This is a genomic window from Legionella cincinnatiensis (assembly GCF_900452415.1).
GTDB classification, from domain to species: domain Bacteria; phylum Pseudomonadota; class Gammaproteobacteria; order Legionellales; family Legionellaceae; genus Legionella; species Legionella cincinnatiensis.
Genome location: NZ_UGNX01000001.1, coordinates 319,766 through 345,853 on the forward strand (window position 1 = coordinate 319,766; position 26,088 = coordinate 345,853).

Genomic DNA, 26,088 nt, shown 5'->3' on the forward strand with positions numbered 1-26,088 from the left:
CAAAGGTGCAAATAGATGACAAAAAATGATTATTTGGTTGAACAACTCAATAGTGAATTGACAAGTTACATCAGCACTGTATCTGTCGCTCATGATGAGGTAACCATTGAAGTTGATGCATCAAATCTAAAAGCCGTAATGCTTGAATTACGTGATTTAGAGGCTTTTTGTTTTGATCAACTTATTGATCTTTGTGCGGTAGATTATTTGCTTTATGGTCAATATGATTGGGAAACAGATGCAGCAACAGAAAAGGGTTTTTCTCGAGGCGTTGAGCGCCAAGAAACCAACGCATATACACTCGATAAACCTCGTTTTGCCGTAGTTTATCACTTGCTTTCAACTAAAAAAAATCATCGTATACGTGTTAAAGTATTTGCTGATGAGTCACACTTAATTGTTCCATCAATACATGATTTATGGAAAGGAGCAAATTGGTTTGAGCGTGAAGCTTATGATTTATATGGTGTTTTATTTGAGGGCCACCCAGATTTAAGACGTATCTTGACGGATTATGGTTTTATTGGACACCCATTTCGTAAAGATTTTCCCCTAAGCGGCCATGTTGAAATGCGCTATGATGCAAAATCTGAAAAAGTCATTTATGCTCCAGTAGATATTGAGCCTAGAGTTTTAGTGCCTAAGGTTATTCGTAATGATAACCGTTATATTGGTAACAAAGGTGGCGAAAATGATTGAATTGAAAAACTATACTTTAAATTTTGGCCCACAACACCCAGCGGCACATGGCGTATTACGTTTAGTTCTTGAACTTGAAGGTGAAACAATCATACGTGCTGATCCTCATATTGGTTTATTACATAGGGCAACAGAAAAATTAGCAGAAACAAAACCCTATATCCAAACTATTGGTTATATGGATAGGCTCGATTATGTCTCTATGATGTGTAATGAGCACGCATATGTGCGAGCAATCGAAAAGTTATTAGGCATAGAAATTCCCTTACGTGCTCAATACATTCGGACTATGTTTGATGAAGTAACACGTATTTTGAATCACCTTTTATGGTTGGGTGCCATTGCACTTGATATAGGAGCTATGACTGTCTTTTTATATTGCTTTAGAGAGCGTGAAGATTTATTTGATTGTTATGAGGCTGTATCTGGAGCGCGGATGCATGCTACTTACTATAGGCCTGGAGGTGTAGCACGAGACTTGCCCGATATGATGCCTAAGTATCAAACCTCAAAATGGCATAATGATCGTGAAGTTGAAAAACTAAATGAAGACCGTAATGGCAGCTTGCTTGATTTTCTCTGGGCATTTACTGAGCGTTTTCCGCGCTGTGTCGATGAGTATGAAACATTATTAACCGATAATCGAATTTGGAAGCAACGCACCGTTGATATTGGTATTGTTTCACCTGAAGATGCACTTCAATGGGGTTTTACAGGCCCTATGCTTCGTGGTTCTGGAATTGCCTGGGACTTACGAAAAAAGCAAAGTTATGCTGCTTATGATCGTGTAGATTTTGATATCCCTGTAGGTAAAACAGGTGATTGTTATGATCGCTATTTAGTTCGTGTAGAAGAGCTAAGACAATCAAATCGCATAGTCAGACAATGTATTGAGTGGTTAAAGGCAAATCCTGGTCCAGTTCGAGTAGATGACCATAAAATTACGCCTCCCCGACGTGTAGAAATGAAAGCAGACATGGAAGAGTTAATCCATCACTTTAAGTTATTTACTGAAGGTTTTTGTTTACCTGCGGGTGAAGTATACAGTGCTGTTGAGGCGCCTAAAGGCGAGTTTGGTATTTATATGGTATCTGATGGTGCTAATAAACCCTATAGAATGAAAATTCGTGCTCCTGGGTTTGCTCATCTGTCCAGTTATGATGAAATGACTCGAGGACATATGATCGCTGATGGGGTCGCTATTTTAGCAAGCCAGGATATAGTATTTGGTGAAATTGATCGTTAATTCTTAGGGTGTTTTATTGCAAAGTTTTTGCTATGACCTTGCAGGAGTTTAATTAAAGATCGTAGAAATTTATATAATTTGTGCTTGATTTGCTGTCAAATTGACATGTTTGATAATGCGCAGGCACATATTGGTATGTAGTATATGAAGCATTTTGCAAATGAAATGTCAAGATGATGGTTAAGATATGATGTGAGTCATGTAAATTTTTTGCACGACTCCCTAAATAAAAGGTTTAGAAATGTCTGATAATTCAGCAAAAATATTGCATCAATTAGTCTCGGCTGAGAGAATAAAAGATATTGACCATTGGATAGCAAAATATCCAATAGATCAAAAACAATCTGCTGTAATGAGTGTTTTAAGAATTGTTCAAGAAGAGCATGGCTACTTAACTACTGAACTAATGGATGCAATCGCGAATTACCTTGATATGCCTCCAATTGCGGTTTATGAAGTGGCCAGTTTCTATACGATGTATGAGCACAAGCAAGTTGGTAGACATTTGATAAATGTATGTACCAATATTTCATGTATGCTCTGTGATTCTGCCGCGGTTGTAAAACATCTAGAAAAAAAATTAGACATAAAATTGGGTGAAACTACGGATGATGGGCGCTTTACCTTACGAGCAGTGGAATGTTTGGGGGCTTGTGTTAATGCACCAATGATGCAAGTGGATAAGGACTATCATGAAAATTTGACTCCTGAATCAATAGACAAAGTGTTGGAACAATACCAATAAAAGATAGAGGTGGTTGCCGTGGTTGAATTAAATCAAGTTTGCTATCGAACATTTCATCTACCAGAACCTTGGACACTATCTGCATATGAAAGTGTTGGTGGATACAGTGCTTGGAGAAAAATTTTAAAAGAACAAACTTCTCCTCAACATATTATTGACGAACTCAAAACTTCTGCATTACGAGGTCGAGGTGGCGCTGGGTTTCCTACTGGATTGAAATGGAGCTTTATGAATCGCAATAATCCAGTACAAAAATACGTTGTATGTAATTCTGATGAAGGTGAGCCAGGTACTTGTAAGGATCGAGATATACTCAGATTTAACCCTCATCAACTTATAGAAGGTATGGCTATAGCCGGATATACCATGGGAGCAACTGTGGGTTACAACTATATCCGTGGTGAATTTTGGCTGCCTTATGAACATACCGAGATGGCCATAGAAGAAGCCTATGCTGCAGGTTTATTGGGCAAAAATATCTTAGGTTCTGGTATTGACTTTGATCTATACAATCACTTAGGGGCAGGGGCCTATATCTGCGGTGAAGAAACTGCTTTACTTAATTCTCTTGAGGGAAAAAAAGGTCAACCACGATTTAAACCTCCGTTTCCTGCAAATTACGGTTTATACGGCAAACCCACGACAATAAACAACACTGAAACTTTTGCTTCCGTTCCCGTTATTATGGAAAAGAGTGGTGAATGGTTTTTAAAATTAGGTAAACCCAATAATGGAGGCGCTAAGTGTTTTAGTGTTAGTGGACATGTCAATAAGCCAGGAAATTTTGAAATTCCACTAGGCACCCCTTTTAAAATACTTGTAGAGTTAGCAGGTGGCGTTCGCGAAGGTCGAAAGATAAAAGCGGTAATTCCTGGGGGAACATCGATGCCTGTCTTGCCAGGTGACGTTATGATGGGTCTTGATATGGATTATGATAGCATCCAGAAAGCTGGTTCAGGACTAGGATCAGGAGCGGTAATCATCATGGATGAAACTACTTGTATGGTAGATGCGTTGTATCGTATTGCAGAATTCTACATGGATGAGTCTTGTGGTCAATGTACTCCATGTCGAGAAGGTACGGGTTGGATGGTTCGTCTATTACACCGCATTAAAGAAGGCCATGGTGAACCTGGGGATGTAGAGAGATTAGTCAATGTCGCGAATAATATCGAAGGACGCACTATTTGTGCATTAGGCGAGGCAGCCGCTTGGCCTGTACAAAGTTTTATTAAGCATTTCCGCGATGAATTTGAATATTTCGTGAAACATAAACGCTCAATCGTCGCAGCATAAATAAAAGGTTTGACTATGACTACTACTATTGAAATCGACGGTAAAGTTTTTGAAGCAGAAAATGGTCAAATGATCATTGAAGTGGCAGATGAAGCAGGTATTCATATCCCACGTTTTTGCTATCATAAAAAGTTATCAGTGGCAGCAAACTGCCGCATGTGTTTAGTTGAAGTTGAAAATGGCAGAAAACCAGTTCCTGCTTGTGCAACGCCAATTACAAACGGGATGAAAGTCTTTACTAAATCAAAAGAAGCCTTACACTCTCAAAAAGCAGTTATGGAGTTTCTTCTCATTAATCACCCCTTGGATTGCCCAATATGCGATCAAGGTGGGGAGTGTGAATTACAAGATAACTCTATGGGATTTGGTTCAGGCTCATCAGAATACAAAGAAACAAAGCGGTCTGTGGATGATGATAATTTAGGGCCACTCATTTCTACTGAAATGACGCGATGTATCCATTGCACTCGTTGTGTCCGATTTGGCGAAGAAATAGCAGGATTAAGAGAGTTAGGTGCAACAGGACGTGGTGAACATATGCAAATTGGCACGTATGTTCAGCATAGTATGAAGTCAGAAGTTTCTGGTAATATTATTGATTTATGTCCTGTAGGGGCTTTAACCTCTAAACCCTTTCGTTTCACAGCAAGAGCTTGGGAATTAACGCAACATGAAGGTGTTGCACCCCATGATTGTTTGGGATCAAATATTTATTTACACACACGCCGAAATGAGTTGATGCGTGTTGTTCCTAAAGAAAATGAAGTAATTAATGAAACCTGGCTCTCTGATCGTGATCGATTCAGTTATTTAGGATTAAAAAGCGCAGCAAGAGCTTCTCAGCCTCAAATTAAACGCAATGGTCAATGGGAAACAGTTGATTGGGAAACGGCCTTAAAATTTACGGCAGATGGGCTAGCTCGTGTTATAAAAAATAATGGACCTGAACAAGTAGCCGCATTTGCATCGAGTTCTTCTACCTTAGAAGAACTATTTTTATTGCAAAAACTGATGCGCGAAATTGGAGTGCATAATCTTGATCATAGAGTGCAACAAATTGATTTCAAAGATCAAGAAAATCAAACAACAACCCCTCAAAGTTCTTTAGCGTATGCCGACATAGAGCATCAAAATTCTATATTGCTCGTTGGATGCAATATAGATCGCGAAGTCCCCTTGGCTGGTGTTCGACTTCGTAAGGCTTTTCGTAATGGCGCCAAAATTTATGCAATTAATCCAGTAGATTTTGAATTCCGTTTTGATTTAAGTGAGCGCTTTATAATTCCACCCTTGGAAATGCCAATGCAATTGGCCAAACTTATTTTAGCTCTTACTGATAATATAAAGAATTTACCTGAGGAAATACAAAAATTATTGATAGGCTTAGAACCAGACGAAGCGATTCGAAGTGTTGCTAAGGCATTAAAAGAAGGCAAGGCATGCCTCGTTACTGGTGCTCTTTGTGAAAATCATCCAGAGGCTGCTTTATTGCGTACTTTTGTTTTCTTGATCGAAAAGTTAAGTGGTGCAAAGGTACTCAGACTTACTCAGGGTGCTAATACTGCCGGAGCATGGATGGCGGGAATGGTTCCCCATAGAACAACAGCAGGAAAATCTGTTTCCACTGTCGGAATGGATGTCCAGTCAGCGATCAATGCAAAACTTAAAGCATATTTTTTAATGGGAGTTGAGCCTGGCTTTGATTTTGCTAATCCTTTTGGTGCAAGACAAGCGATGCTTGCCGCAGAATTTGTGGTGCTTCTCTCTGCCTATAATCATGATTCAATGCATGATTATGCGGATGTAATCTTACCTATAGCTCCTTATGCAGAAACTTCAGGAACATATGTTAATGTTGATAATACTTGGCAAACAGTAAAAGGCGCTTTGTCTCCTCATGGAGATTCTCGGCCGGCATGGAAGATTTTACGAGTGTTAGGTAATTTGCTCCACTGCCATGATTTTGAATATATGTCGACTGAGCATGTGTTAACAGAAATAAAAAATATTATTGCAATTACAATGGAGCAGGAATATAAACCTTATTATCCTGAATGTTTACCACTAATGAATCAATCTCTAATTCGAGTTGGCGAATGGCCTCTATACCGTAGCGACGCGATTATTAGAAATGCTAAAGAGTTACAATTATGTGCTGCGGCTGAGTCGGCATGTATTCGCATCAATCCTGAAACGGCAGATAGATTAAATTTAGATGATGTTGCTACTGTATCTCAGGGAGATATTGAGATAACATTGCCGCTTAAACGTGATGAGCGCATTGCGGCCGATGTTGTATGGGTAGCAAACGCGATGCCTGAGACAGTTGATTTAGGTCATTCATTTGCTGCAATAACTATTAAGCGCTAGGCAGGTAAAAAAATGCTGCAAGATATTAGCATATTAATTTGGGTCATTATCAAAATATTAGTGATAGTAATACCTTTATTACTTTGTGTTGCCTATTTAATTTACGCTGAGCGTAAAGTAATAGGATATATCCAGGCTCGGATAGGTCCAAACCGAGTTGGTGTTAAAGGTTTACTTCAGCCTATTGCTGACTTAATTAAATTGATTACAAAAGAAATTATTATTCCTACACGATCAAATAGATACCTCTTTATTGCTGCACCATTGTTTGCCTTGGTACCTGCTTTAGTTGGTTGGGCTGTTGTTCCTTTTCAAGAAGGAGTTGTTCTCGCAAACATTAATGCAGGTGTGCTCTATATTTTTGCAATGAGTTCCTTAGGCGTGTATGGGGTATTAATTGCAGGGTGGGCGTCTAATTCTAAATATGCAATGTTCGGTGCCTTAAGAAGTACTGCCCAGACTGTTTCTTATGAGATAGCGATGGGTTTTGCGTTAGTAGGGGTACTGCTGGCAGCAGGAAGTATGAACTTAACCGACGTCGTTAATTCACAAAAAGGAGGCATTTTACATTGGTGGTTTATTCCATTATTGCCACTCTTTCTTGTATTTTGGATTGCAGGTATCGCTGAAACAAATAGAGCCCCCTTTGATTTGGCTGAAGGAGAGTCTGAAATTGTTGCAGGGTTCCACGTTGAATACTCTGGGATAGGATTTGCACTATTTTTCTTGTCCGAATATGCCAGCATGATTCTTATTTCTGTATTGCTCAGTGTTTTATTTCTCGGGGGATGGATGTCTCCATTTGAGGGAATACCGATTTTAGAAGACATCTTTTTTGTTGTTCCTGGTTTTGTTTGGTTGCTCGTAAAAGTATGCTTTTTCCTTTACGTGTATTTGTGGATAAGGGCAACTTTTCCTCGTTATCGTTATGACCAGCTTATGCGTTTAGGTTGGAAAGTACTTATTCCAGTCACCATCGTTTGGATTATTGTAACTGCCTTAATGGTTATAACACATCTTAAACCTTGGTTTTGATGATTAATAGAGAAGCCGATGAAAAAAGCATATCAAAATATAAAATATTATTTACGTAGTTTTCTTTTAGTAGAATTATTATTGGGGCTAAAGTTAACGGGTAAATATTTCTTTAAGAAAAAAGTAACTGTGCAATTTCCTGAAGAAAAAACACCCATTTCACCTCGTTTTAGAGGCTTACTGGCGTTGCGTCGTTATCCCAATGGTGAAGAGCGTTGTATCGCGTGCAAGTTATGTGAGGCGGTGTGCCCAGCATTGGCCATAACAATTGAAGCAGAACCGCGTGCAGATGGTACACGTCGCACAACACGATATGATATTGATATGTTTAAATGTATTAATTGCGGTTTATGTGAGGAATCATGCCCAGTGGACTCTATAGTTGTTACCCCAATACATCATTATCATGTTAGTGAGCGTGGGCAAAACATTATGACTAAAGAAAAGTTATTGGCGCTTGGTGATTTGATGGAACCCAAACTTGCAGCAGATCGAGCTGCTGACGAAAAATACCGATGATGAGGTAATTTTTATGCATGATTTATTAGTTCAAGTGATTTTTTATATCTTTGCAGCATTAGCAATCGGTGCTGCCTTTATGGTAATTATCCAAGATAACCCAGTGCGTAGTGTTTTATTTCTTGTACTTACTTTTTTTGCCAGTGCTGTATTATGGATACTTGCGGAAGCGGAGTTTCTCGCGCTTATTCTTGTGTTAGTTTATGTTGGCGCAGTGATGACATTGTTTTTATTTGTCGTCATGATGCTCAATATTGATGTTGAAATAATGAAGAGCCATTATAAACGTTATTTACCCTTTGGACTGATTCTTGTTGCTTTGTTCCTTGGACTTTTAATGGTGTCTATTCCTTCTGGGACCTTTAAGAAAAACGTAGAAGTTCAACAAAGTCATGCAATAAGCTCACAACTGCTTGATGCAAAACAAAATGGCACTGAAGAACAACGACCATTATCGAATACTGAAGCTTTAGGTATGGTGCTGTATACAGATTATTTATTGGCTTTTGAAATTGCAGCTGCTTTATTGTTAATAGCAATCATTTCCGCAATAACTTTGGCTCATAGAGGCCCGAGAAAATCGAAAAGACAAAATGTGAAACAACAGATTCTAACGCATAAAAATCAGCGAGTAGAATTAATTAATATGAAAGCAGAAAAATAATATTGGGGAATTCTAGATGATACCTGTTAATCATTACCTAATTTTAGGAGCCATTTTATTTGGTTTTGGTCTTATTGGCATTATGATGAATCGGAGAAACATCATTTTATTGCTCGTATGCATCGAATTAATGTTACTCGCAGTGAACACGAATTTTGTTGCATTTTCACATTATTATAGCGAAATTAGTGGACAAGTTTTTGTTTTTTTTATATTAACTGTTGCTGCTGCAGAAGCGGCTATAGGTTTAGCCATAGTGATGTTGCTTTTCAGAAATAGAGGTAACATTAACGTTGATAAGATGAATCATTTAAAAGGTTAACATTGTGAGTATCCAACAACTTTGTCTAATAATTGTTCTAGCGCCTCTTGCAGGTTCTATGATTGCTGGCTTTTTTCGTAATCAAATAGGACGAGCTGGAGCTCATACAGTCACTATTTTGGGAGTTGCGATTTCTTTCGCAACATCAGTGTATTTGGCGTGCCAGCTTTTTTCTGGCCACATCTCAACTGAGAGTACTGTTGTTTATCATTGGGCGAGTGGCGGATTAATTCTTCCATTCGAATTTAATATAGGATTTTTAATTGATCCGTTAAGTACAGTCATGTTGGTTATCGTTAACTTTGTATCGTTACTCGTACATATATACAGTATTGGATATATGGCGGATGATGATGGGTATCAACGTTTTTTTAGTTATATTTCGTTGTTTACCTTTATGATGCTGATGTTGGTAACTGCCAACAATTTCTTACAATTATTCTTTGGCTGGGAAGGTGTAGGACTAGTGTCTTATTTGCTTATCGGTTTTTGGTACCAGAAAGAATCGGCTAATGAAGGTAGTCTGAAAGCGTTTATTGTAAATCGCGTAGGCGATTTTGGATTTTTATTAGGTATTGCTCTCGTTTTTGCATATACAGGAAGCATTGATTATACAACTGTGTTCCAAAATGCAAACTACTTGGCTACTCAAAATATAGAGTTATTTCAAGGACATCCTTGGTCTTTGATGACGGTAATTTGTTTGGCTTTGTATGTGGGGGCTATGGGAAAATCAGCACAAATACCTTTACATGTATGGTTACCTGAATCTATGGAAGGTCCAACACCAATTTCAGCACTTATCCATGCTGCAACAATGGTTACAGCAGGGGTATTTATGATAGCGCGTATTTCTCCACTTATTGAATATTCTACTACTGCGCTAAGTGTGGTCCTGGTGATTGGTGCTAGTGGTGCACTCTTTACGGGAATTTTAGCTTTGGTGATGAATGACATTAAACGGGTTGTAGCCTATTCGACTTTGTCACAACTTGGTTATATGATGGTAGCGATGGGTGCTTCTGCCTATAGCGCTGGCATCTTTCATCTGCTTACCCACGCATGTTTTAAAGCATTATTGTTCCTTGGTGCGGGTTCAGTTATTATTGGCATGCATCATGAACAAGATATGAGAAAGATGGGTGGCTTATGGAATAAAATGCCTATTACCTATGTGACTTACGTTATTGGTTCTTTGGCTTTATGTGCGTTTCCACCTTTTGCAGGATTTTATTCAAAAGATACAATTATCGAAGCAGCCCAATTATCGCAGATCCCTGGAAGTAGTTATGCCTATTTTTGTGTCGTTCTCGGTGCTGGTGTAACGGCGCTCTATACATTTAGATCTTTATTTATGACTTTTCATGGCAAGCCGCGCATGGATGAACATACATTAAGCCATATTCATGAATCACCATGGGTAGTATGGCTCCCGCTGGTTTTACTCGCCATTCCTTCTGTTATATTAGGCTACGTACTTTATATGCCTATGCTCTATGATAACCCAAGTCTAATTGGTTCATCACTGTTTATTCTACCGCAACATAATGTTTTAGCAGAACTAGCGCATGAAGTTGTTTCTCCTTTTGAAAGCATGCTACATTCAGTGTACTCCTTGACGCTTTGGATTACTTTAGCTGGCGCCGCTATCGCGTGGGTTTGCTATATTGCTGTTCCATCTCTCCCAGGACAATTAGCACGACGCTTTTCACTCATTTATAAAATACTTGTTAATAAATATGGTTTCGATGCTTTTAACAATTTGTTTATTGTAAAAGGTTCGAAGGGAATAGGACGAATATTTTATAATGTCGGTGATCAGAAATTAATCGATGGAATGGTTGTAAATGGCAGTAGTCGACTTATTAGATGGTTTTCAGCTAAAGGTCGCACGATACAAAGCGGTTATCTGTATCATTATGCGGCAGTAATGGTATTGGGGTTATTTGGATTTTTATGCTGGTTGATACTCGGCTGAATATAGGGTGAAGGTATGCATTATTTGCTCAATTTACTAATTTGGTTGCCCATAATAGGCGGTGTTTTTGTTCTTCTCGTTGGAGATGATCGTAACCCGAATATTTCACGCTACTTAGCTTTATTTACGGTAATACTTTGCTTGTTGCTTTGTATTCCACTTGTTGCAGGTTTTGATACCAAAACATTAGGAATGCAATATTTGGAAGAATTTCCGTGGATGCCAGCCTTAGGGATTAGCTATAGTTTAGGCATTGATGGACTCTCTTTGCTTCTTATTGTGCTTAGTATTTTTACTAACCTAATTGTTATTTTAGCTACTTGGGATAGTATCACCAATAGAGTTTCTCAATATTTAGCTGCATTTTTAATTATGCAGGGCCTATTAGTTGGGGTGTTTTCTGCTTTAGATGCCATTTTATTCTATGTGTTTTGGGAAGCAACATTGATCCCCATGTATCTGATTATCGGTATCTGGGGTTCGGATAATCGAGTCTATGCTGCTATTAAATTTTTCTTATACACTTTTTTAGGCTCGGTGTTAATGCTGGCCAGCTTTTTGTACATGGGATATATCGCTGGTACATTCAATATTGAAGCTTTTTATGCAATTAAACTTGGCATGACCGCACAAACATTGATTTTTATTGCTTTTTTCCTAGGCTTTGCAATAAAAATTCCTATGTTTCCTGTTCATACTTGGTTGCCAGATGCTCATACGGAAGCACCTGCAGGGGGCTCTGTAGTGTTAGCCGCAATTTTACTGAAGCTAGGCGCTTACGGATTTATTCGTTTTTCTTTGCCTATAGTTCCTGATGCATGTAATCGATACGCCGGGATAATGATTGCTCTCTCTTTAATTGCGATTGTTTATATTGCTTTGGTTGCAATTATTCAAAAAGACATGAAACGACTCATTGCATATTCTTCAATTTCGCATATGGGATTTGTGACCCTAGGTTCCTTTGCTATTTTTGCTATTGCGAAACAATCAGGTCTAAGCGGAGCAGGTTTAATATTAGAAGGTGCAATCGTTGTAATGATTTCACATGCCTTTGTCTCCAGTGGGCTTTTTGCGGGTGTTGGATACATTTATGATCGGATGCATACCCGAAAATTAGCGGATTTTGGTGGAATCGTAAATACAATGCCTATGTTTGCTTCGTTCTTTATGCTCTTTTGTATGGCAAATGCAGGACTACCAGGAACCTCCGGATTTGTTGGCGAGTTTATGGTAATTTTGGGTTCACTTAAAGCGGGCTTCTGGGTTGCATTTTGGGCCGCAACTACGTTAATTACATCTGCAGGCTATAATCTCTGGATGTATAAACGCGTCATTTTTGGGCCTATAGCTAATGAAAAGGTTGCAGCGCTAAAAGACCTTACGGGCTTTGAGTTAAGTGCTTATATCCTGCTTGCTTTAGCAGTAATTGTTATGGGTGTTTATCCTAAGCCATTGTTAGAGTATATCCATCAAACAGTAAGCCATACTCTCGCATTAGCAAGCCAATCAAAACTGTAATCAAGGTTAATCAATATGACAGCATTACTAGAAAATATTCATGTAGCCCTTCCTGAAATGGTTGTGTTGGCTACAGCCTGTATCGCATTGCTTGCCGATTTATTTTTAAGGCATCGGTATAAGTCAGCTGCTTATTTTATATCCTGCATCGGATTGATTGTAGCTGCCTTGATTAGCTTCTTTTATATTGGGATGTTTAAAGTTATTACTTTGAGTGGCTTGTTTATTAGTGATGATGTAGCTCATATAATGAAGTTTTTTATTTATCTTACTGTTTTGCTCAGTTTTATCTATTCAAGAAACTACATCGATGAGCGTCAAATGCCATCCGGTGATTATTATGTATTAGGAATGTTTTCTGCATTAGGTATGATGCTTCTTGTTTCAGCTCATTCATTGTTAACCGTATTTCTAGGGTTAGAATTATTATCTTTACCTTTGTATGCTATGACAGCCATTCGCAGAACAGATGGTGATTCTTCTGAAGCTGCAATAAAATATTTCGTAATGGGATCCATCGCATCGGCTATGCTTTTATACGGCATGTCTTTAATTTATGGAGCTACCGGGAAATTAGATCTATTAGATGTTGCTAATGCAATTGCTGCAAATTGGCAACAGCAAAATGCATTATTATCTTTTGCCTTAGTCTTCATTTTGGCAGGGGTTGCGTTTAAATTAGCTGCTGTACCGTTTCACATGTGGGCTCCTGATGTATACCAAGGAGCACCTAGCTCCGTTACTTTGTTTATTAGTGCCGCACCAAAAATAGCTGCAGTTGGTATGACTTTTAGATTACTTACTATTGGTTTGGTAGATATTAGTTCGCAATGGCAACAAATTTTGCTGGTAATCACGCTGCTTTCTACTGGCTTAGGAAATCTATTTGCTGTAGTTCAGAGTAGTATTAAACGCTTACTGGCATATTCAGCGATATCACATATAGGATATGCTTTGTTTGGTATTCTAGCTGCAAGTGCATCAGGATATTCAGCTGCTCTTTACTATATTGTAGTTTATTCGATTACATCAGCAGCTGCTTTTGGATTGATTGTTTTAATGTCAAGTCAAGGGATGGAAATTGATAATGTTGATGATTTAAAAGGACTTAGCAAAAGAAGTCCTTGGCTTGCATTTATGATGCTAATCATTATGTTTTCAATGGCAGGTGTTCCTCCTACAGTTGGATTTCTTACCAAATTACTCGTGCTTAAAGCTCTAGTCGATGCACAAATGACGTGGGTTGCAGTAGTAGGTTTATTCTTTACAGTTATTGGCGCTTATTATTATTTGCGTATTGTTAAAATAATGTATTTTGATAAACCTGTTCATAATGAACCCGTTATTGTAGATAAAGGTAATGTTTTAATTTTTTCTTTCAACTGTCTCTCATTGCTTTACTTGGGTATTTTTCCCGGAGCTTTAGTTGTAACGTGTATCAATGCTTTTGCTTCTTAATAACCTATGTCTGCATCATAAATTGGTCTTTTGGGGATGCAGAACACATTTTATTGACAAACTTGAACGAAAGTACTTGCTAAGAAGGAAGAGTCTCAGTATACTTGCCTTCAGTTGACGCGGGGTGGAGCAGCCTGGTAGCTCGTCGGGCTCATAACCCGAAGGTCGTAGGTTCAAATCCTGCCCCCGCTACCACTTATTTAGAACCCCATTTATGGGGTTTTTTATTATCTTAAAAAACGTAGTTGGATTGCAGTGAAAAGGTTAACGTACAATCATTCACCGTAAATCAAATTTTTTAGGATTGTATTTAATTTGTAACTGCACTAAGAACATAGTAGCCCTGTAGAATAAAGTCATTCTGTGAAATTTCTACTTATAGAAGATTTCCAAATATATGCTTTATCTTCAGCCAGGTTACTGTACCGTATTTGTATTAGGCAATATGCCTTTTTGAAATTATAAATAGTATGATACAAGATGAATTGGAACATTTATTAGCTCCTGTAATTGCTGATATGGGCTATGAACTTTGGGGATGTGAATATCTTTCACAAGGTAAGCATTCTTTGCTGCGAATATACATTGATAAATCTGATGGAATAACAATTGATGATTGTGAAGCGGTAAGCCATCAAGTAAGTGCCTTACTTGATGTAGAGGATCCAATTCATGGAAATTATAGTTTAGAAGTATCCTCTCCTGGCATTCCTAGACCTCTATTTAAAAGTTGGCAATATCAACGATATTTAGGGCATGAGATTCAGGTGAAAACTTTTAAGCCGGTTGGCGGTAAACGTAAATTGATGGGCATTCTAGTTTCAGCATCTGAAACTTCTATAGTGCTTAATCTAGGCAATGAAGATCAAGAATTACTTTTTTCAAATATTGTGAGAGCAAGTTTGACAGTATAGAGAGGCGAACAATGAGCAAAGAATTGTTACTGGTTGCAGAGGCATTATCAAACGAAAGAGGTGTAAGTAAGGACGTTATTATACTTGCCATTCAGGCCGCATTAGAGTCTGCAACTCGCAAGATCTTTGGGCTAGACATAGGTGTAAGAATTAAATTAGATTCTCGTACAGGAGACTATGAAACTTTTAGATATTGGGATGTTGTTAATGAGGATGATCTTGAATATCCCGATCGTCAGCTCACCTTAGAACAAGCAAGGATACGTAACCCATCAGTAAATATAGGTGAGCGTATCGAAGAATCAATTCCTTCTATTGAGTTTGGGCGAATCGAAGCTCAAGCGGCTCGTCAAGTGATTATGCAAAAGGTCAGAGAAGCGGAGCGTGAGTTAGTAATTGATCAATTTAGAAGTAAATTAGGACAGTTGATTTATGGTACTGTAAAAAAAGTAACTCGAGACAACATTATTATTGACCTAGGTGGAAAAGCAGAAGCATTCTTGCCTCGAATAGAAATGCTTCCTCATGAAATGTTTCGTCCTAATGATAGAGTACGTGCTTATTTATATGAGATAACACCACAGGCACGTGGCCCTCAATTATTTGTCAGTCGTACTCGTAATGAAATGCTTATCGAACTTTTCCGCATTGAAGTGCCAGAAATCGGTGAAAATGTTATTGAAGTTAAAGCAGCCGCTCGTGATCCAGGAAATAGAGCAAAAATCGCCGTTAAAACGAATGATGGCCGGATTGATCCAGTAGGTGCTTGTGTGGGTATGCGTGGCGCCCGCGTTCAAGCAGTTTCCAGTGAACTTGGCGGAGAACGAGTTGATATTATCTTATGGGATGATAATCCAGCTCAATTAGTTATAAATGCCATGGCGCCAGCAGATATATCTTCTATTGTTGTTGATGAGGATACACATACTATGGATCTTGCTGTAGAAAAGGATCAGTTATCGCAAGCAATTGGTAGAAATGGTCAAAATGTTCGCTTAGCAAGTCAATTAACAGGTTGGACTTTGAATGTTATGACTACAGACGAATTTGAAAATAAGAATTTAGAAGAGTCAAGCAAAATTATTAAGTTGTTTACTTCCGCACTGGAAATTGATGAAGAAATAGCTACATTATTAGTAGCACATGGTTTTTCTTCACTCGAAGAAATTGCCTATGTACCTAAAGAAGAACTCTTAGCTATAGAAGAATTTGATGAAGAAATCGTTGAAGAACTAAGAAATAGAGCCAACGATAACTTGCTTACTATGGCTCTTTCTTCCAATAAAGATTTATCGGGGTTACCTGATGATTCTTTGCTCACAATGGAAGGAATGAATCAAGATCTCGCTAATCAATTAGCTACTCGAGGAATTACATCTATGGAAGATTTGGCCGAGCAATCTGTAGATGAGTTATTAGAACTTGAAGGCATGACAGAAGAAAAGGCTGCTGCTTTAATTATGAAGGCTAGAGAGCCATGGTTTTTATAGAGCCATGGATTTTTGATAATATTGTAGTACAAATGATACGCAGATAATAAAGTTACTGCAGAAAGGGGATTAAAATATGGCGGATGTGACGGTTAAGCAATTAGCTCAAGTTGTTGGTATTCCGGTTGAGCGCCTATTGAACCAGTTACAGGAAGCAGGATTGTCTTTTAAAGATGATCAACAAACTGTGAATGAAGAGCAAAAGCGAATTCTTCTCAATCACTTGAAGAAAACTTCTTTGCGCGATACCAATGTTTCGCCTGAACGAATTACTTTAAGACGAAAAAGCTTATCGCAAGTTACTATTGGTCATGATGCTTATAGTGGGAAGACCGTTAATATTGAAGTTCGTAAAAAGAAAGTTTTTGTGAAGCGAAGTCCGGTCATAGAGCAATCTGAACCCGAAGAGCCTATAGTTGCTGCAGAAGAGAATGTGGCAGTACCTGAGCAGCAACCTGCAGAGATTGTACTTGAAACTCCTTCTGTAGAAGAATCTACAGAATTATCTATAGAGCCAGTTCAGACGGTACCTGAAACAAAAGTCGAGCAGGATCACGAAGCAAAGGACGAAGAACCTTCCCAAGAGGAAGAAAAAACGAAAGAATTATCCGATATATTGACTACAGAGATCCCGGAAAATACCTCCGAGCTTGAAAAAATAGCAGAGTTTTCACTAAAAGAAGAGCATAAACCTGAAAAACAAACTAAGAAGAAACATATAGAGCAAGCAGCTGAGCCCGATTCATCTGATTTCAGAAAAGCTAAGAAAAAGCCAAAATACCAAACTTACGATCGTGAGGAAGAGGAACAAGAAACTCATAGACGTGGTGGGCGTAGTAAGTTTAAAAAACGTAAGGGTACTGAAAAATCAGATAAGTATCGAGAGGCTGAGGAATCATTAAAACATGGTTTTGCCTTACCAACTGCACCAGTAGTAAGAGAAGTTTTACTTCCAGAAACGATCACTGTTGCTGAATTGGCGAAAAGAATGTCAGTAAAAGCCGCAGAAGTGATAAAAGTGATGATGTCACTTGGTGCAATGGCTACTATTAACCAAGTAATTGATCAAGAAACTGCAGTGATTGTGGTTGAAGAAATGGGGCATAAAGCTCGTATTATTAAAGAAGACGCAATTGAGGCAGGTTTAGGTGAATCTATTACTGAAGGAAGCCATCATGAGTCTAGAGCCCCCGTTGTGACGATTATGGGGCATGTTGATCATGGAAAAACTTCTTTACTTGATTATATTCGTCGCACCAAAGTTGCTTCAGGCGAAGCAGGCGGTATTACACAACATATAGGTGCTTACCATGTGAGTACTCCTAAAGGCGATATTACATTTCTAGATACACCCGGCCATGCTGCATTTACAGCGATGCGAGCTCGTGGTGCTAAAGTGACCGATATTGTAATTTTGATTGTTGCAGCAGATGATGGAGTTAAGCCACAAACTATTGAGGCCATCCAGCATGCAAAAGCAGCAAAAGTTCCTATCATAGTTGCTATTAATAAAATGGATAAGCCAGATGCTGATCCTGAACGAGTTATGAACGAATTGACGGTTTATGAAGTAATTCCAGAAGCATGGGGCGGAGACACCATGTTTGTTAATATTTCAGCAAAATCTGGAATGGGGATTGATGATTTACTCGATTCAATATTATTGCAATCAGAAGTTTTAGAGCTGACCGCAGTTACAGATGGGGCTGCAAAAGGCGTGGTTATTGAATCTCGTTTGGATAAAGGTAGAGGTCCAGTTGCTACTGTATTGGTGCAAAGTGGCACCTTACGTAAAGGTGATATCCTCCTTGCCGGTTTTCAATATGGTCGTGTGCGGGCTTTAGTAGGCGATAATGGTGATATGGTAGAAAGTGCAGGTCCCTCAATCCCAGTCGAGGTACTTGGTTTATCAGCAATTCCCCATGCAGGAGATGAGGCAGTAGTTGTTTCTGATGAGAAAAGGGCTAGGGAAGTAGCTTTATTCCGTCAAGGTAAGTTCCGTGATGTAAAACTAGCGCGACGCCAGAAGTCAACGATTGAAGGCATCATGGAAAATATGGCTGCTGGAGAGTCTAAAGCACTTAATGTTGTTCTCAAGGCAGATGTACAAGGTTCTCTTGAAGCAATTTCAGATGCTTTAGTGAAGTTATCTACTGATGAAGTTAAAGTTGCTGTTATTTCTAGCGGTGTAGGTGGTATCACTGAATCTGACGTTCACCTTGCTATTGCCTCTGATGCAATTTTAGTTGGTTTTAATGTTCGGGCAGATAGTAGTGCTAAAAAGCTCGCTGAACATGAATCAGTGCCCCTACATTATTACAGTGTTATTTATGACATCGTTGATCAAATCAAAGGTGCTTTAACTGGTATGCTTGCACCACAATTTAAAGAAGAAATTATTGGTATTGCTGAAGTTCGCGATGTATTTAAGTCGCCTAAAATTGGTGCAATTGCCGGATGTATGGTTGTAGAAGGTGTAATTAAACGTAATAATCCGATTCGTGTATTGCGAGCCAATGTGGTTATTTATGAGGGTACTTTAGAGTCTTTACGACGATTTAAGGATGATGTTGTTGAAGTTCGCCAAGGATTTGAATGCGGTATTGGTGTGAAAAACTACAATGACGTGAAACCAGGCGATTTAATCGAAGTATATGAAATAGTTGAAATTAAGCGTGATTTATAAAGATGAGTCATAATTTTAAACGTACAGACAGAATTGCTGAAATGATTCAGCGAAAGTTGGCTCAGATTATACCGCAGGAAGTTAAAGATCCACGACTAACTGGATTTGTGACTATATCAGCAGTGAAAGTCGCTGCTGATTTGGGGCATGCTAAAGTGTATTTTACTGTGCTTAATGACGATCGCGAAATGGTTGCATCTATTTTAAATGCAGCTTCAAGTTATTTACGCAGTGTTTTAGCGCGTAGCATTACCTTACGTACAGTACCACAACTCCATTTTGTCTATGATGAATCAATAGAGTATGGGCAACGATTGAGTCGGTTAATTGATAAAGTAGCTCCTCCTGATGACCATGAAAGTGACTAGTTCATTATCAACAAAAATTGATGGGATTCTTTTGCTTAATAAATCGCAAGGAATGACTTCTAATTATGCGTTACAAAAAGTAAAAAGATTATTGGGCGCTAAAAAAGCAGGGCATACTGGGAGTCTAGATCCCCTTGCTACAGGGATGTTACCTATCTGTTTTGGTGAGGCGACAAAAATATGTCAATTTTTGCTTGAGGCAGATAAATGCTATGAAACTACTGGTTTGCTAGGCATCAAAACAAATACTGCGGATGCAACAGGAGAGGTGATTGCCCGTAGCGATGAGTTTACAATTTCTAAGCAGCAGCTGACTGATGTATTAGATAAGCATAAGGGAGTTATAAAACAGGTTCCATCTATGTTTTCTGCATTAAAACACCAGGGAACTCCACTTTATTGTTTTGCTCGAAAAGGGATGAATATTGAGCGAGCAGCGCGTGAAATTTTGATTAGTGAATTGGAGCTGAATGCGTTTGATGGAGTACAATTTTCCTTGACAGTAACTTGCAGCAAAGGAACCTATATTCGAAATTTAGTGGAAGATATTGGTGATGTATTAGGAGTAGGAGCGCATGTGACTCGTCTACATCGAGTATATACTGCTGGCTTAAAGGATATGCCTATGTATTCTCTTGATGAATTAGAGTCAATGTCTTTGACCGAAAGAAAAGCTTGTTTCATTCCTATAGATAGAGCGGTTGATTATCTAGAGCAAGTGACACTTTTGGATGATGAAGTGATCTCTATCCGCCAAGGTAGAACAATCACAAATAAAATAGATGTTGAACTGGCTGATTGTGTTCGTCTTTATGATACGAGAGCACAATTTATTGGATTGGGTGAACGAAGTGCTGGCATTATTAAAGCGAAACGATTACTTTCTTTTTAAATTTTTCATTTTAGTGAACAAGTGAATTGAACTAATATGAAATTTTTTGCACAAAATTAATTTGTAGTACTTGTTTCGTTGACTTTGCCTTGGTAGAATGTTCGCCTTTGAATGAACACATAGTAGTTCCGGGAGTGTAGAATGTCGCTAAACAGCGCGGATAAAGCAACAATTGTAAAAGAATACCAACGTTCTGATAAAGATACTGGTTCACCAGAAGTTCAGGTTTCTATTATTACAAGCCGTATCAAATATTTAACAGAGCATTTTAAAGAACATAAAAAAGATTTTCATTCTCGACGTGGACTACAAGAGCTGGTGAATAAGCGTCGTAAATTGTTAAAATATTTAAAGCGTACAAATGAAGCACGTTATCAAACATTAATCCAATCGTTAGAATTGAGAGATTCTTATTGATTAATGAGCAAAACATTTCTTTAGAGATGTGCTTTATAAAAACAAATACTTTAAATAAAGGCGCAATTTTCTGCGCCTTTTTTTCGTTATAATTACTTAATGAGGGAGATTACGTGGCGAAGTTTACAAAAGAAATAGCATTTGGTGACCACACTCTTATATTAGAAACTGGTGAAGTAGCACGACAAGCTGATGGAGCAGTTTTTGCCAGTATGAATGGTACCCAAGTGTTAGCTACAGTAGTAGGAAAAAAAGACGGTGGTGAAGACAATGGATTTTTTCCTCTGACAGTAAATTACCAAGAAAAGTTTTATGCAGTAGGGAAAATACCAGGGGGGTTTAACAAACGTGAAGGTAGACCCGCTGATCATGAAACACTAATTTCTAGGCTCATTGATCGCCCGATTCGACCTCTATTCCCTGAGGGTTTTTCTAACGAAGTGCAAGTAATCGCTACGGTTCTTTCATTAAATCCTGAAGTATCTCCAGACATTGTTGCAATGATTGCTTCCTCTGCTGCCTTAGCTCTTTCTGGGGTTCCATTTAATGGACCAATTGGTGCTGCGCGTGTTGGTTATAGAGAAGGTATTTATTTATTAAACCCAAGTCGCAAAGATTTAGAACAATCTAAATTAGATTTAGTTATTGCTGGAACTAAAGATGCTATTTTGATGGTCGAATCAGAAGCTAAAGAATTGAGTGAAGACATTATGCGTGGCGCGATCATGTTCGGTCATGAAATGATGAAGAATGTGATTAAAGGAATAGAAGAACTGGCAGCGCAAGGAGGTAAAACGCGTTGGGATTGGACTCCTCGTGAAGTAGATGTTAATTTGCGGTCACGAGTCGCTGACATGATAAAACATGAAGTGGAAGCTGCTTATCTTATTAAAGATAAACAAGAGCGCTATCAACGTTTAGCGGAATTAAAAGAACAAACCATTACAGCGTTACAAGCTGAAAATGACGAGTTAAATGCAGACATTATTAGTAGTATATTCGTTGAACTAGAAAGTGTTACAGTGCGTAATCGTATACTTGATGGTGAGCCCCGCATTGATGGTCGTGATTGTAAAACAGTACGTCCGATAGCGATTCGTACCAAGTTATTAGAAAGAGCACATGGTTCTGTTTTGTTTACTCGTGGGGAAACTCAAGCCATTGTTGTTGCTACCTTAGGAAATGAAAGGGATGCGCAAATACTGGATAATATTTCTGGAGAAACGAAAGATCGGTTTATGCTCCATTACAATTTCCCTCCTTATTCCGTGGGGGAAACGGGTATGATTGGTAGTCCTAAGCGTAGAGAAATTGGTCATGGTCGTTTAGCAAAACGTGCGATGATGGCAGTTTTGCCTGAGTCAACTGAATTCCCTTATGTACTCAGAGTCGTTTCAGAAATTACTGAATCGAATGGTTCAAGCTCTATGGCTACAGTTTGTGGTACAAGTTTAGCGCTTATGGATGCTGGTGTGCCTATCAAAGCACCTGTCGCCGGAGTTGCAATGGGTCTGATTAAAGAAGGTGATCGTTATGCTGTTCTTACAGATATCTTGGGAGATGAAGATCATTTAGGTGATATGGATTTCAAAGTAGCCGGTACAGAGCAGGGGATCACTGCGTTACAAATGGATATCAAAATTCAGGGAATTACCGGTGAAATTATGGAACAAGCTCTGGATCAAGCTTTAGAAGGGCGTATGCATATTCTTGGAGTAATGAATAATGCATTAGCAGAACACAGAGAAGAATTATCACAACATGCTCCTAGAATTAGTACCATGAAGGTTGCTGAAGATAAGATTCGCACAATCATTGGGAAAGGTGGTGCAACGATTAAAGGGCTTATCGACAGTACTGGAGTTTCTATTGATATAGATGATACAGGTGTCGTTCAATTATTTTCACCTGATCTGAAGGCATTAGAGGAAGCACAAAAACAAATTAAATCTTTAATTGCTGAAATTGAGGTGGGTCAAACTTACCAAGGAAAAGTAAGCAAAATAGTTGATTTTGGTGCTTTCATCAATCTCTTACCTGGCAAGGATGGATTGCTACACATTTCGCAAATCTGTAATGATAGAACCCAAAAGGTCGAGAGTGTTTTACAAGAAGGTCAAGAAATAGCAGTTTTTGTTGCTGGTATTGATAAACAAGGCAGAGTAAAGCTTGAGTGGAAAGATAAACCACAGAATGAAGAGGCAGTAGCTCTTGTTGACGAAAGTAGTCATGATGCATCAAACGTAGAGACTCCTCAGGAAGGTCAGGATGAAGAATAGTTGTAAATGATGCATATCATGATGTTCATTTAACGCAAGCTCGACATAAAAATCATTTTACTTTTTATGTCGAGCTTACGTTTTTTTAGTGATTAGTATTTCTCCGAGTTTGTACCGCATAATCGATATCAGCGCTGAGATCTTTGCAGCCCACTCAAGCGGCGAAATATCGAAATATTGGAAAGTCGGGTTGAGCTGGGTCAGAGGATTCAGATTTTTGTAGAAGGCATCCATGCAGAATCATTCGCCTATGTGAAGCGTTCATGAGGCTGTAATTGTGTCGTTGCAGACCTTGGCGAAGTATTCCAGAACGATAATACTGCTGCATTGAAGATTGAACTGGATTACTTCAATTTATTTATAATGATGGCTATTTTTTATCTGACTCATAAAGAAGGGTATGAAAACAAACCCAGACACTTCGATGTTTATTTCCCGTGAATTAAAGTCAAAAACTCAGCCCTACTTGTTGGGTTATTACGCATGTCACCAAGCATTACTGAAGTTGTCATTACGGAATTTTGTTTTTCCACACCACGCATCATCATACAAAGATGTTTTGCTTCAACAACTACGGCGACACCACGTGCGCCAGTAATTGATTCAATACAATTTGCTATTTCTGTAGTTAAGCGCTCTTGAATTTGTAAGCGTCTTGCAAAATAATCAACAATACGGGCAATTTTAGACAAGCCAATTACTTTTCCATGAGGAAGGTAGCCAACATGACATTTGCCAAGAAATGGAAGTAAATGATGTTCGCACATAGAATACATTTCTATATCTTTCACTATAACCATTTCACTCATATCTGATTCAAATAGAGCACCATTGATAATGTCTTCAAGATTCTCTTGATAACCTTTAGTCAAGTAATGCATCGCATTTGCTGCACGTGCTGGAGTGTCTATCAACCCCTCACGGGTTACATCTTCACCAATTAGTTTTAACAGCTCTGTATATAATTGTTCCATAGTAATTCCTAACCTGGCGGCCAAGTCATGTGACGTCCGCCCAGTAAATGTAAATGAATATGATATACTGTTTGACCTCCGTCGGGATTGATATTAAGAACTAAGCGATAACCTGAATCACTAATTCCTTCAGCATGAGCAATTTTTTTTGCCTCTAACATCATTTTTCCCAACAGGGCTTGGTGTTCATTGCTGGTATCATTCAGCGTAGAGATATGCTGTTTTGGTATGACCAACACATGTTTAGGAGCTTGCGGATTCAGATCCCGAAACGCCATTATCTCATCATCTTCAAAGACTACTGATGCAGGGATCGCACTTTGTGCAATTTTGCAAAACAAGCAATTCATAAGCAATCTCATTATTAAGTATAAATAGGCTATTATACATTGCTAACTTATATTACAACAGCTTATCTTTGCCTTTTGGGATGATTTTTCGCATAATATCTGCCTTATGTACCTCTTACAATTTTAAGGTAAATCTATTTTGTGAGGGCTGTTTATTTTTATTCGATTATTAAGGGAGAGGAGTCAATGAGTTTAATGAAAATCAGTAGTGGTCGGGATTTACCAAAAGAAATTAATGTGGTTATTGAAATCCCTATGCATAGTGAACCTGTAAAATATGAAATGAATAAAGAATCTGGCGTATTATTCGTTGATCGATTTTTAACAACACCTATGTTTTATCCTGCGAATTATGGCTATATTCCTCAGACTTTATCTGAAGATGGAGATCCTGTTGATGTATTAGTTGTAACTCCAGTGCCTTTAGTGGGTGGGTCTGTTATCCCATGTCGAGCGGTAGGAATGTTGAAAATGACCGATGAATCAGGTATCGATGCTAAGATTCTGGCTGTTCCAACGAATAAGTTGACCAAAATTTATGAATCCATCCAATCTTATGAAGACTTACCTCAGCATTTGTTGCGTTCAGTAGATCACTTTTTTAGCCATTACAAAGACTTAGAAGAAGGGAAGTGGGTGAAGCTTAATGGTTGGGTTGGTCCTGATGAGGCGTTCAAGGAAATTTTATCCAGCGTTGCACGTTTTAATGAACAAAAATAACGTTTTAAAATAAGCAAACTGACTTGCTTTTCATTTCAATAGCATAACAGAAACAACATTGATTTAAGCACTCGCACAGCATTACCTGGATATTTAAGAAAATCAGGTAAATGCTGTGCTTTGCCATAATTGATGTGAATACAATAAAAAGCGGCACATTCTTAGAAATTAGCTCCCTTTTGTAAATCAAATAATTTCACTTCATTTACTCTCAACCAGTGATCTCTCAATACGTTCTCAACAGGATGTAATCGCCACCATTATTTAAAATTTTCATATGGTATATAAATACAATCAATTGTGCTAATAATCACCCGCATGACTAAATATTGTTAAAACTTTATGGAGTTAAAAATGCAGATCAAACACATTCGAGTTTTAGAGTATGAGTATGGCTATGAAGAATTAATAAAAAATATCTTATATAACTCTAACGAACCTATTTTAATAAAAATAAAAAACTTCACAGATAAATTTTCTTTGGATTATTTTATTGATCGTTTTAGTGGAGAAACAATATACAGTACTTTTGAAAATAATTTATTTGTGAATCATCAACGCAGTCGATTGAAAACAGCTCTCTGTGAAATTAAAATGAATAAGCCATATCGAATTTTTTCTCAAATTTTCCCTAGAAATGAATCTAAAAAAATAGAAGAGTACGTGCCTCTTTGGCAAAAATTTCCTTTAAGACCAAGATTTTTTAATAAAGATTATAAAGTAGGATATTATTTTGGTGGAAATGGCGCACATACAGAGATGCATTATGATCGAGAACATTGCTGTAACCTCCATTTATGCTTAAGTGGAAAAAAGAATTCTTATTATTCACCCAAGACCAAAGCGATCATATTTATAAACTTCCTTTTATTAGTAATAGCTTTATAGATTTTGGCCATTCAATAGATTCTCTACGTAAAATGTTTCCTAGAATAAATAAAGCTCAAGGATATAAAGTAATTCTTGAGAAGGGGGACATGTTATTTATGCCGAGAAACTGTTGGCACTATACAACGTATCTTGAGCCTTCAACTTCTGCTACGTATGTTTTTTATCCTAATAAATTTCTTCATCTTTATGGGTTGAGTCATTAGTTTGCGTAGGATTCAATTTCTTTATCTAGGATTATATAACTCGATTTTCCA

23 protein-coding genes, 1 tRNA gene and 2 pseudogenes are annotated in these 26,088 nt (G+C 38.1%); 24 read left to right on the forward strand and 2 right to left on the reverse strand.

The window, feature by feature from the left end; translation table 11 throughout:
- Positions 1 to 15 precede the first annotated feature (15 nt).
- The 21 genes and pseudogenes from DYH34_RS01370 (at position 16) to pnp (ending at position 22,899) form a co-directional block, all read left to right on the forward strand.
- Entirely contained in the window at positions 16 to 699 is a 684-nt protein-coding gene (locus DYH34_RS01370) for an NADH-quinone oxidoreductase subunit C (protein WP_058463997.1), read from the forward strand.
- Entirely contained in the window at positions 692 to 1,945 is a 1,254-nt protein-coding gene (locus DYH34_RS01375) for an NADH-quinone oxidoreductase subunit D (protein WP_058463996.1), read from the forward strand. The genes DYH34_RS01370 and DYH34_RS01375 overlap by 8 nt, the downstream gene beginning before the upstream one ends.
- Positions 1,946 to 2,186: 241 nt before the next feature.
- Complete coding sequence (gene nuoE / locus DYH34_RS01380; RefSeq protein WP_058463995.1) at positions 2,187 to 2,690, forward strand: NADH-quinone oxidoreductase subunit NuoE; 504 nt, start codon at positions 2,187 to 2,189, stop codon at positions 2,688 to 2,690.
- 18 nt (positions 2,691 to 2,708) lie between these two features.
- Entirely contained in the window at positions 2,709 to 3,986 is a 1,278-nt protein-coding gene (nuoF, locus tag DYH34_RS01385) for an NADH-quinone oxidoreductase subunit NuoF (RefSeq protein WP_058463994.1), read from the forward strand.
- Positions 3,987 to 4,001: 15 nt separating this feature from the next.
- Complete coding sequence (gene nuoG / locus DYH34_RS01390; protein ID WP_058463993.1) at positions 4,002 to 6,356, forward strand: NADH-quinone oxidoreductase subunit NuoG; 2,355 nt, start codon at positions 4,002 to 4,004, stop codon at positions 6,354 to 6,356.
- 12 nt (positions 6,357 to 6,368) lie between these two features.
- A complete protein-coding gene (nuoH, locus tag DYH34_RS01395; protein WP_058463992.1) occupies positions 6,369 to 7,391 on the forward strand; it encodes an NADH-quinone oxidoreductase subunit NuoH in 1,023 nt (340 codons plus the stop codon).
- Positions 7,392 to 7,409: 18 nt separating this feature from the next.
- Positions 7,410 to 7,910, forward strand: coding sequence for an NADH-quinone oxidoreductase subunit NuoI (gene nuoI, locus DYH34_RS01400; RefSeq protein ID WP_058463991.1), 501 nt, complete (start codon positions 7,410 to 7,412; stop codon positions 7,908 to 7,910).
- 13 nt (positions 7,911 to 7,923) lie between these two features.
- A complete protein-coding gene (locus tag DYH34_RS01405) occupies positions 7,924 to 8,574 on the forward strand; it encodes an NADH-quinone oxidoreductase subunit J (protein ID WP_058463990.1) in 651 nt (216 codons plus the stop codon).
- A 16-nt stretch (positions 8,575 to 8,590) separates the two neighbouring features.
- Positions 8,591 to 8,896, forward strand: coding sequence for an NADH-quinone oxidoreductase subunit NuoK (nuoK, locus tag DYH34_RS01410; RefSeq protein WP_027272536.1), 306 nt, complete (start codon positions 8,591 to 8,593; stop codon positions 8,894 to 8,896).
- A gap of 4 nt (positions 8,897 to 8,900) precedes the next feature.
- Positions 8,901 to 10,874, forward strand: a complete 1,974-nt coding sequence (nuoL, locus tag DYH34_RS01415) for an NADH-quinone oxidoreductase subunit L (protein WP_058463989.1) — start codon at positions 8,901 to 8,903, stop codon at positions 10,872 to 10,874.
- A 15-nt stretch (positions 10,875 to 10,889) separates the two neighbouring features.
- Complete coding sequence (locus DYH34_RS01420; protein WP_058463988.1) at positions 10,890 to 12,395, forward strand: NADH-quinone oxidoreductase subunit M; 1,506 nt, start codon at positions 10,890 to 10,892, stop codon at positions 12,393 to 12,395.
- 15 nt (positions 12,396 to 12,410) lie between these two features.
- Positions 12,411 to 13,853, forward strand: coding sequence for an NADH-quinone oxidoreductase subunit NuoN (gene nuoN, locus DYH34_RS01425; protein WP_058463987.1), 1,443 nt, complete (start codon positions 12,411 to 12,413; stop codon positions 13,851 to 13,853).
- A gap of 118 nt (positions 13,854 to 13,971) precedes the next feature.
- A tRNA-Met gene (locus DYH34_RS01430) sits at positions 13,972 to 14,048 on the forward strand.
- Between the two features lie 275 nt (positions 14,049 to 14,323).
- Positions 14,324 to 14,767: a ribosome maturation factor RimP gene (gene rimP / locus DYH34_RS01435; RefSeq protein WP_058463986.1), complete on the forward strand. Its 444-nt coding sequence runs from the start codon at positions 14,324 to 14,326 to the stop codon at positions 14,765 to 14,767.
- A gap of 11 nt (positions 14,768 to 14,778) precedes the next feature.
- A complete protein-coding gene (gene nusA / locus DYH34_RS01440) occupies positions 14,779 to 16,257 on the forward strand; it encodes a transcription termination factor NusA (RefSeq protein WP_058463985.1) in 1,479 nt (492 codons plus the stop codon).
- Positions 16,258 to 16,333: 76 nt separating this feature from the next.
- Positions 16,334 to 16,675: pseudogene (locus DYH34_RS18660) on the forward strand (translation initiation factor IF-2 associated domain-containing protein); the annotation flags it as partial.
- An 87-nt stretch (positions 16,676 to 16,762) separates the two neighbouring features.
- Positions 16,763 to 18,943: pseudogene (infB, locus tag DYH34_RS01445) on the forward strand (translation initiation factor IF-2); the annotation flags it as partial.
- Positions 18,944 to 18,945: 2 nt separating this feature from the next.
- Positions 18,946 to 19,311 (forward strand): 30S ribosome-binding factor RbfA, encoded by a 366-nt coding sequence (gene rbfA / locus DYH34_RS01450; protein ID WP_058463983.1) that lies wholly within the window; start codon positions 18,946 to 18,948, stop codon positions 19,309 to 19,311.
- Positions 19,298 to 20,203 (forward strand): tRNA pseudouridine(55) synthase TruB, encoded by a 906-nt coding sequence (truB, locus tag DYH34_RS01455; protein WP_058463982.1) that lies wholly within the window; start codon positions 19,298 to 19,300, stop codon positions 20,201 to 20,203. The genes rbfA and truB overlap by 14 nt, the downstream gene beginning before the upstream one ends.
- A 141-nt stretch (positions 20,204 to 20,344) precedes the next feature.
- Entirely contained in the window at positions 20,345 to 20,620 is a 276-nt protein-coding gene (gene rpsO, locus DYH34_RS01460; RefSeq protein WP_058463981.1) for a 30S ribosomal protein S15, read from the forward strand.
- Positions 20,621 to 20,733: 113 nt separating this feature from the next.
- The gene (gene pnp, locus DYH34_RS01465) at positions 20,734 to 22,899 is read left to right on the forward strand and encodes a polyribonucleotide nucleotidyltransferase (protein ID WP_058463980.1); all 2,166 of its coding nucleotides are present in this window, start codon (positions 20,734 to 20,736) and stop codon (positions 22,897 to 22,899) included.
- Positions 22,900 to 23,327: 428 nt separating this feature from the next.
- On the opposite strand, the gene folE is transcribed toward pnp, so the two are convergent.
- Positions 23,328 to 23,873, reverse strand: a complete 546-nt coding sequence (gene folE / locus DYH34_RS01470) for a GTP cyclohydrolase I FolE (RefSeq protein WP_058463979.1) — start codon at positions 23,871 to 23,873, stop codon at positions 23,328 to 23,330.
- A gap of 8 nt (positions 23,874 to 23,881) precedes the next feature.
- On the reverse strand, positions 23,882 to 24,223 hold the full coding sequence (locus DYH34_RS01475) for a histidine triad nucleotide-binding protein (protein WP_058463978.1): 342 nt from the start codon (positions 24,221 to 24,223) through the stop codon (positions 23,882 to 23,884).
- A 186-nt stretch (positions 24,224 to 24,409) separates the two neighbouring features.
- Here DYH34_RS01475 and ppa point away from each other — a divergent pair, with 186 nt between their 5' ends.
- From ppa to DYH34_RS18280, 3 genes are all read left to right on the forward strand, one after another.
- Positions 24,410 to 24,943, forward strand: a complete 534-nt coding sequence (ppa, locus tag DYH34_RS01480; RefSeq protein WP_058463977.1) for an inorganic diphosphatase — start codon at positions 24,410 to 24,412, stop codon at positions 24,941 to 24,943.
- Positions 24,944 to 25,297: 354 nt separating this feature from the next.
- Positions 25,298 to 25,831 (forward strand): hypothetical protein, encoded by a 534-nt coding sequence (locus DYH34_RS01485; protein WP_058463976.1) that lies wholly within the window; start codon positions 25,298 to 25,300, stop codon positions 25,829 to 25,831.
- A complete protein-coding gene (locus tag DYH34_RS18280; RefSeq protein WP_238589432.1) occupies positions 25,741 to 26,037 on the forward strand; it encodes a cupin-like domain-containing protein in 297 nt (98 codons plus the stop codon). Before DYH34_RS01485 ends, DYH34_RS18280 begins: the two co-directional genes overlap by 91 nt.
- The last annotated feature ends 51 nt before the right edge of the window (positions 26,038 to 26,088 follow it).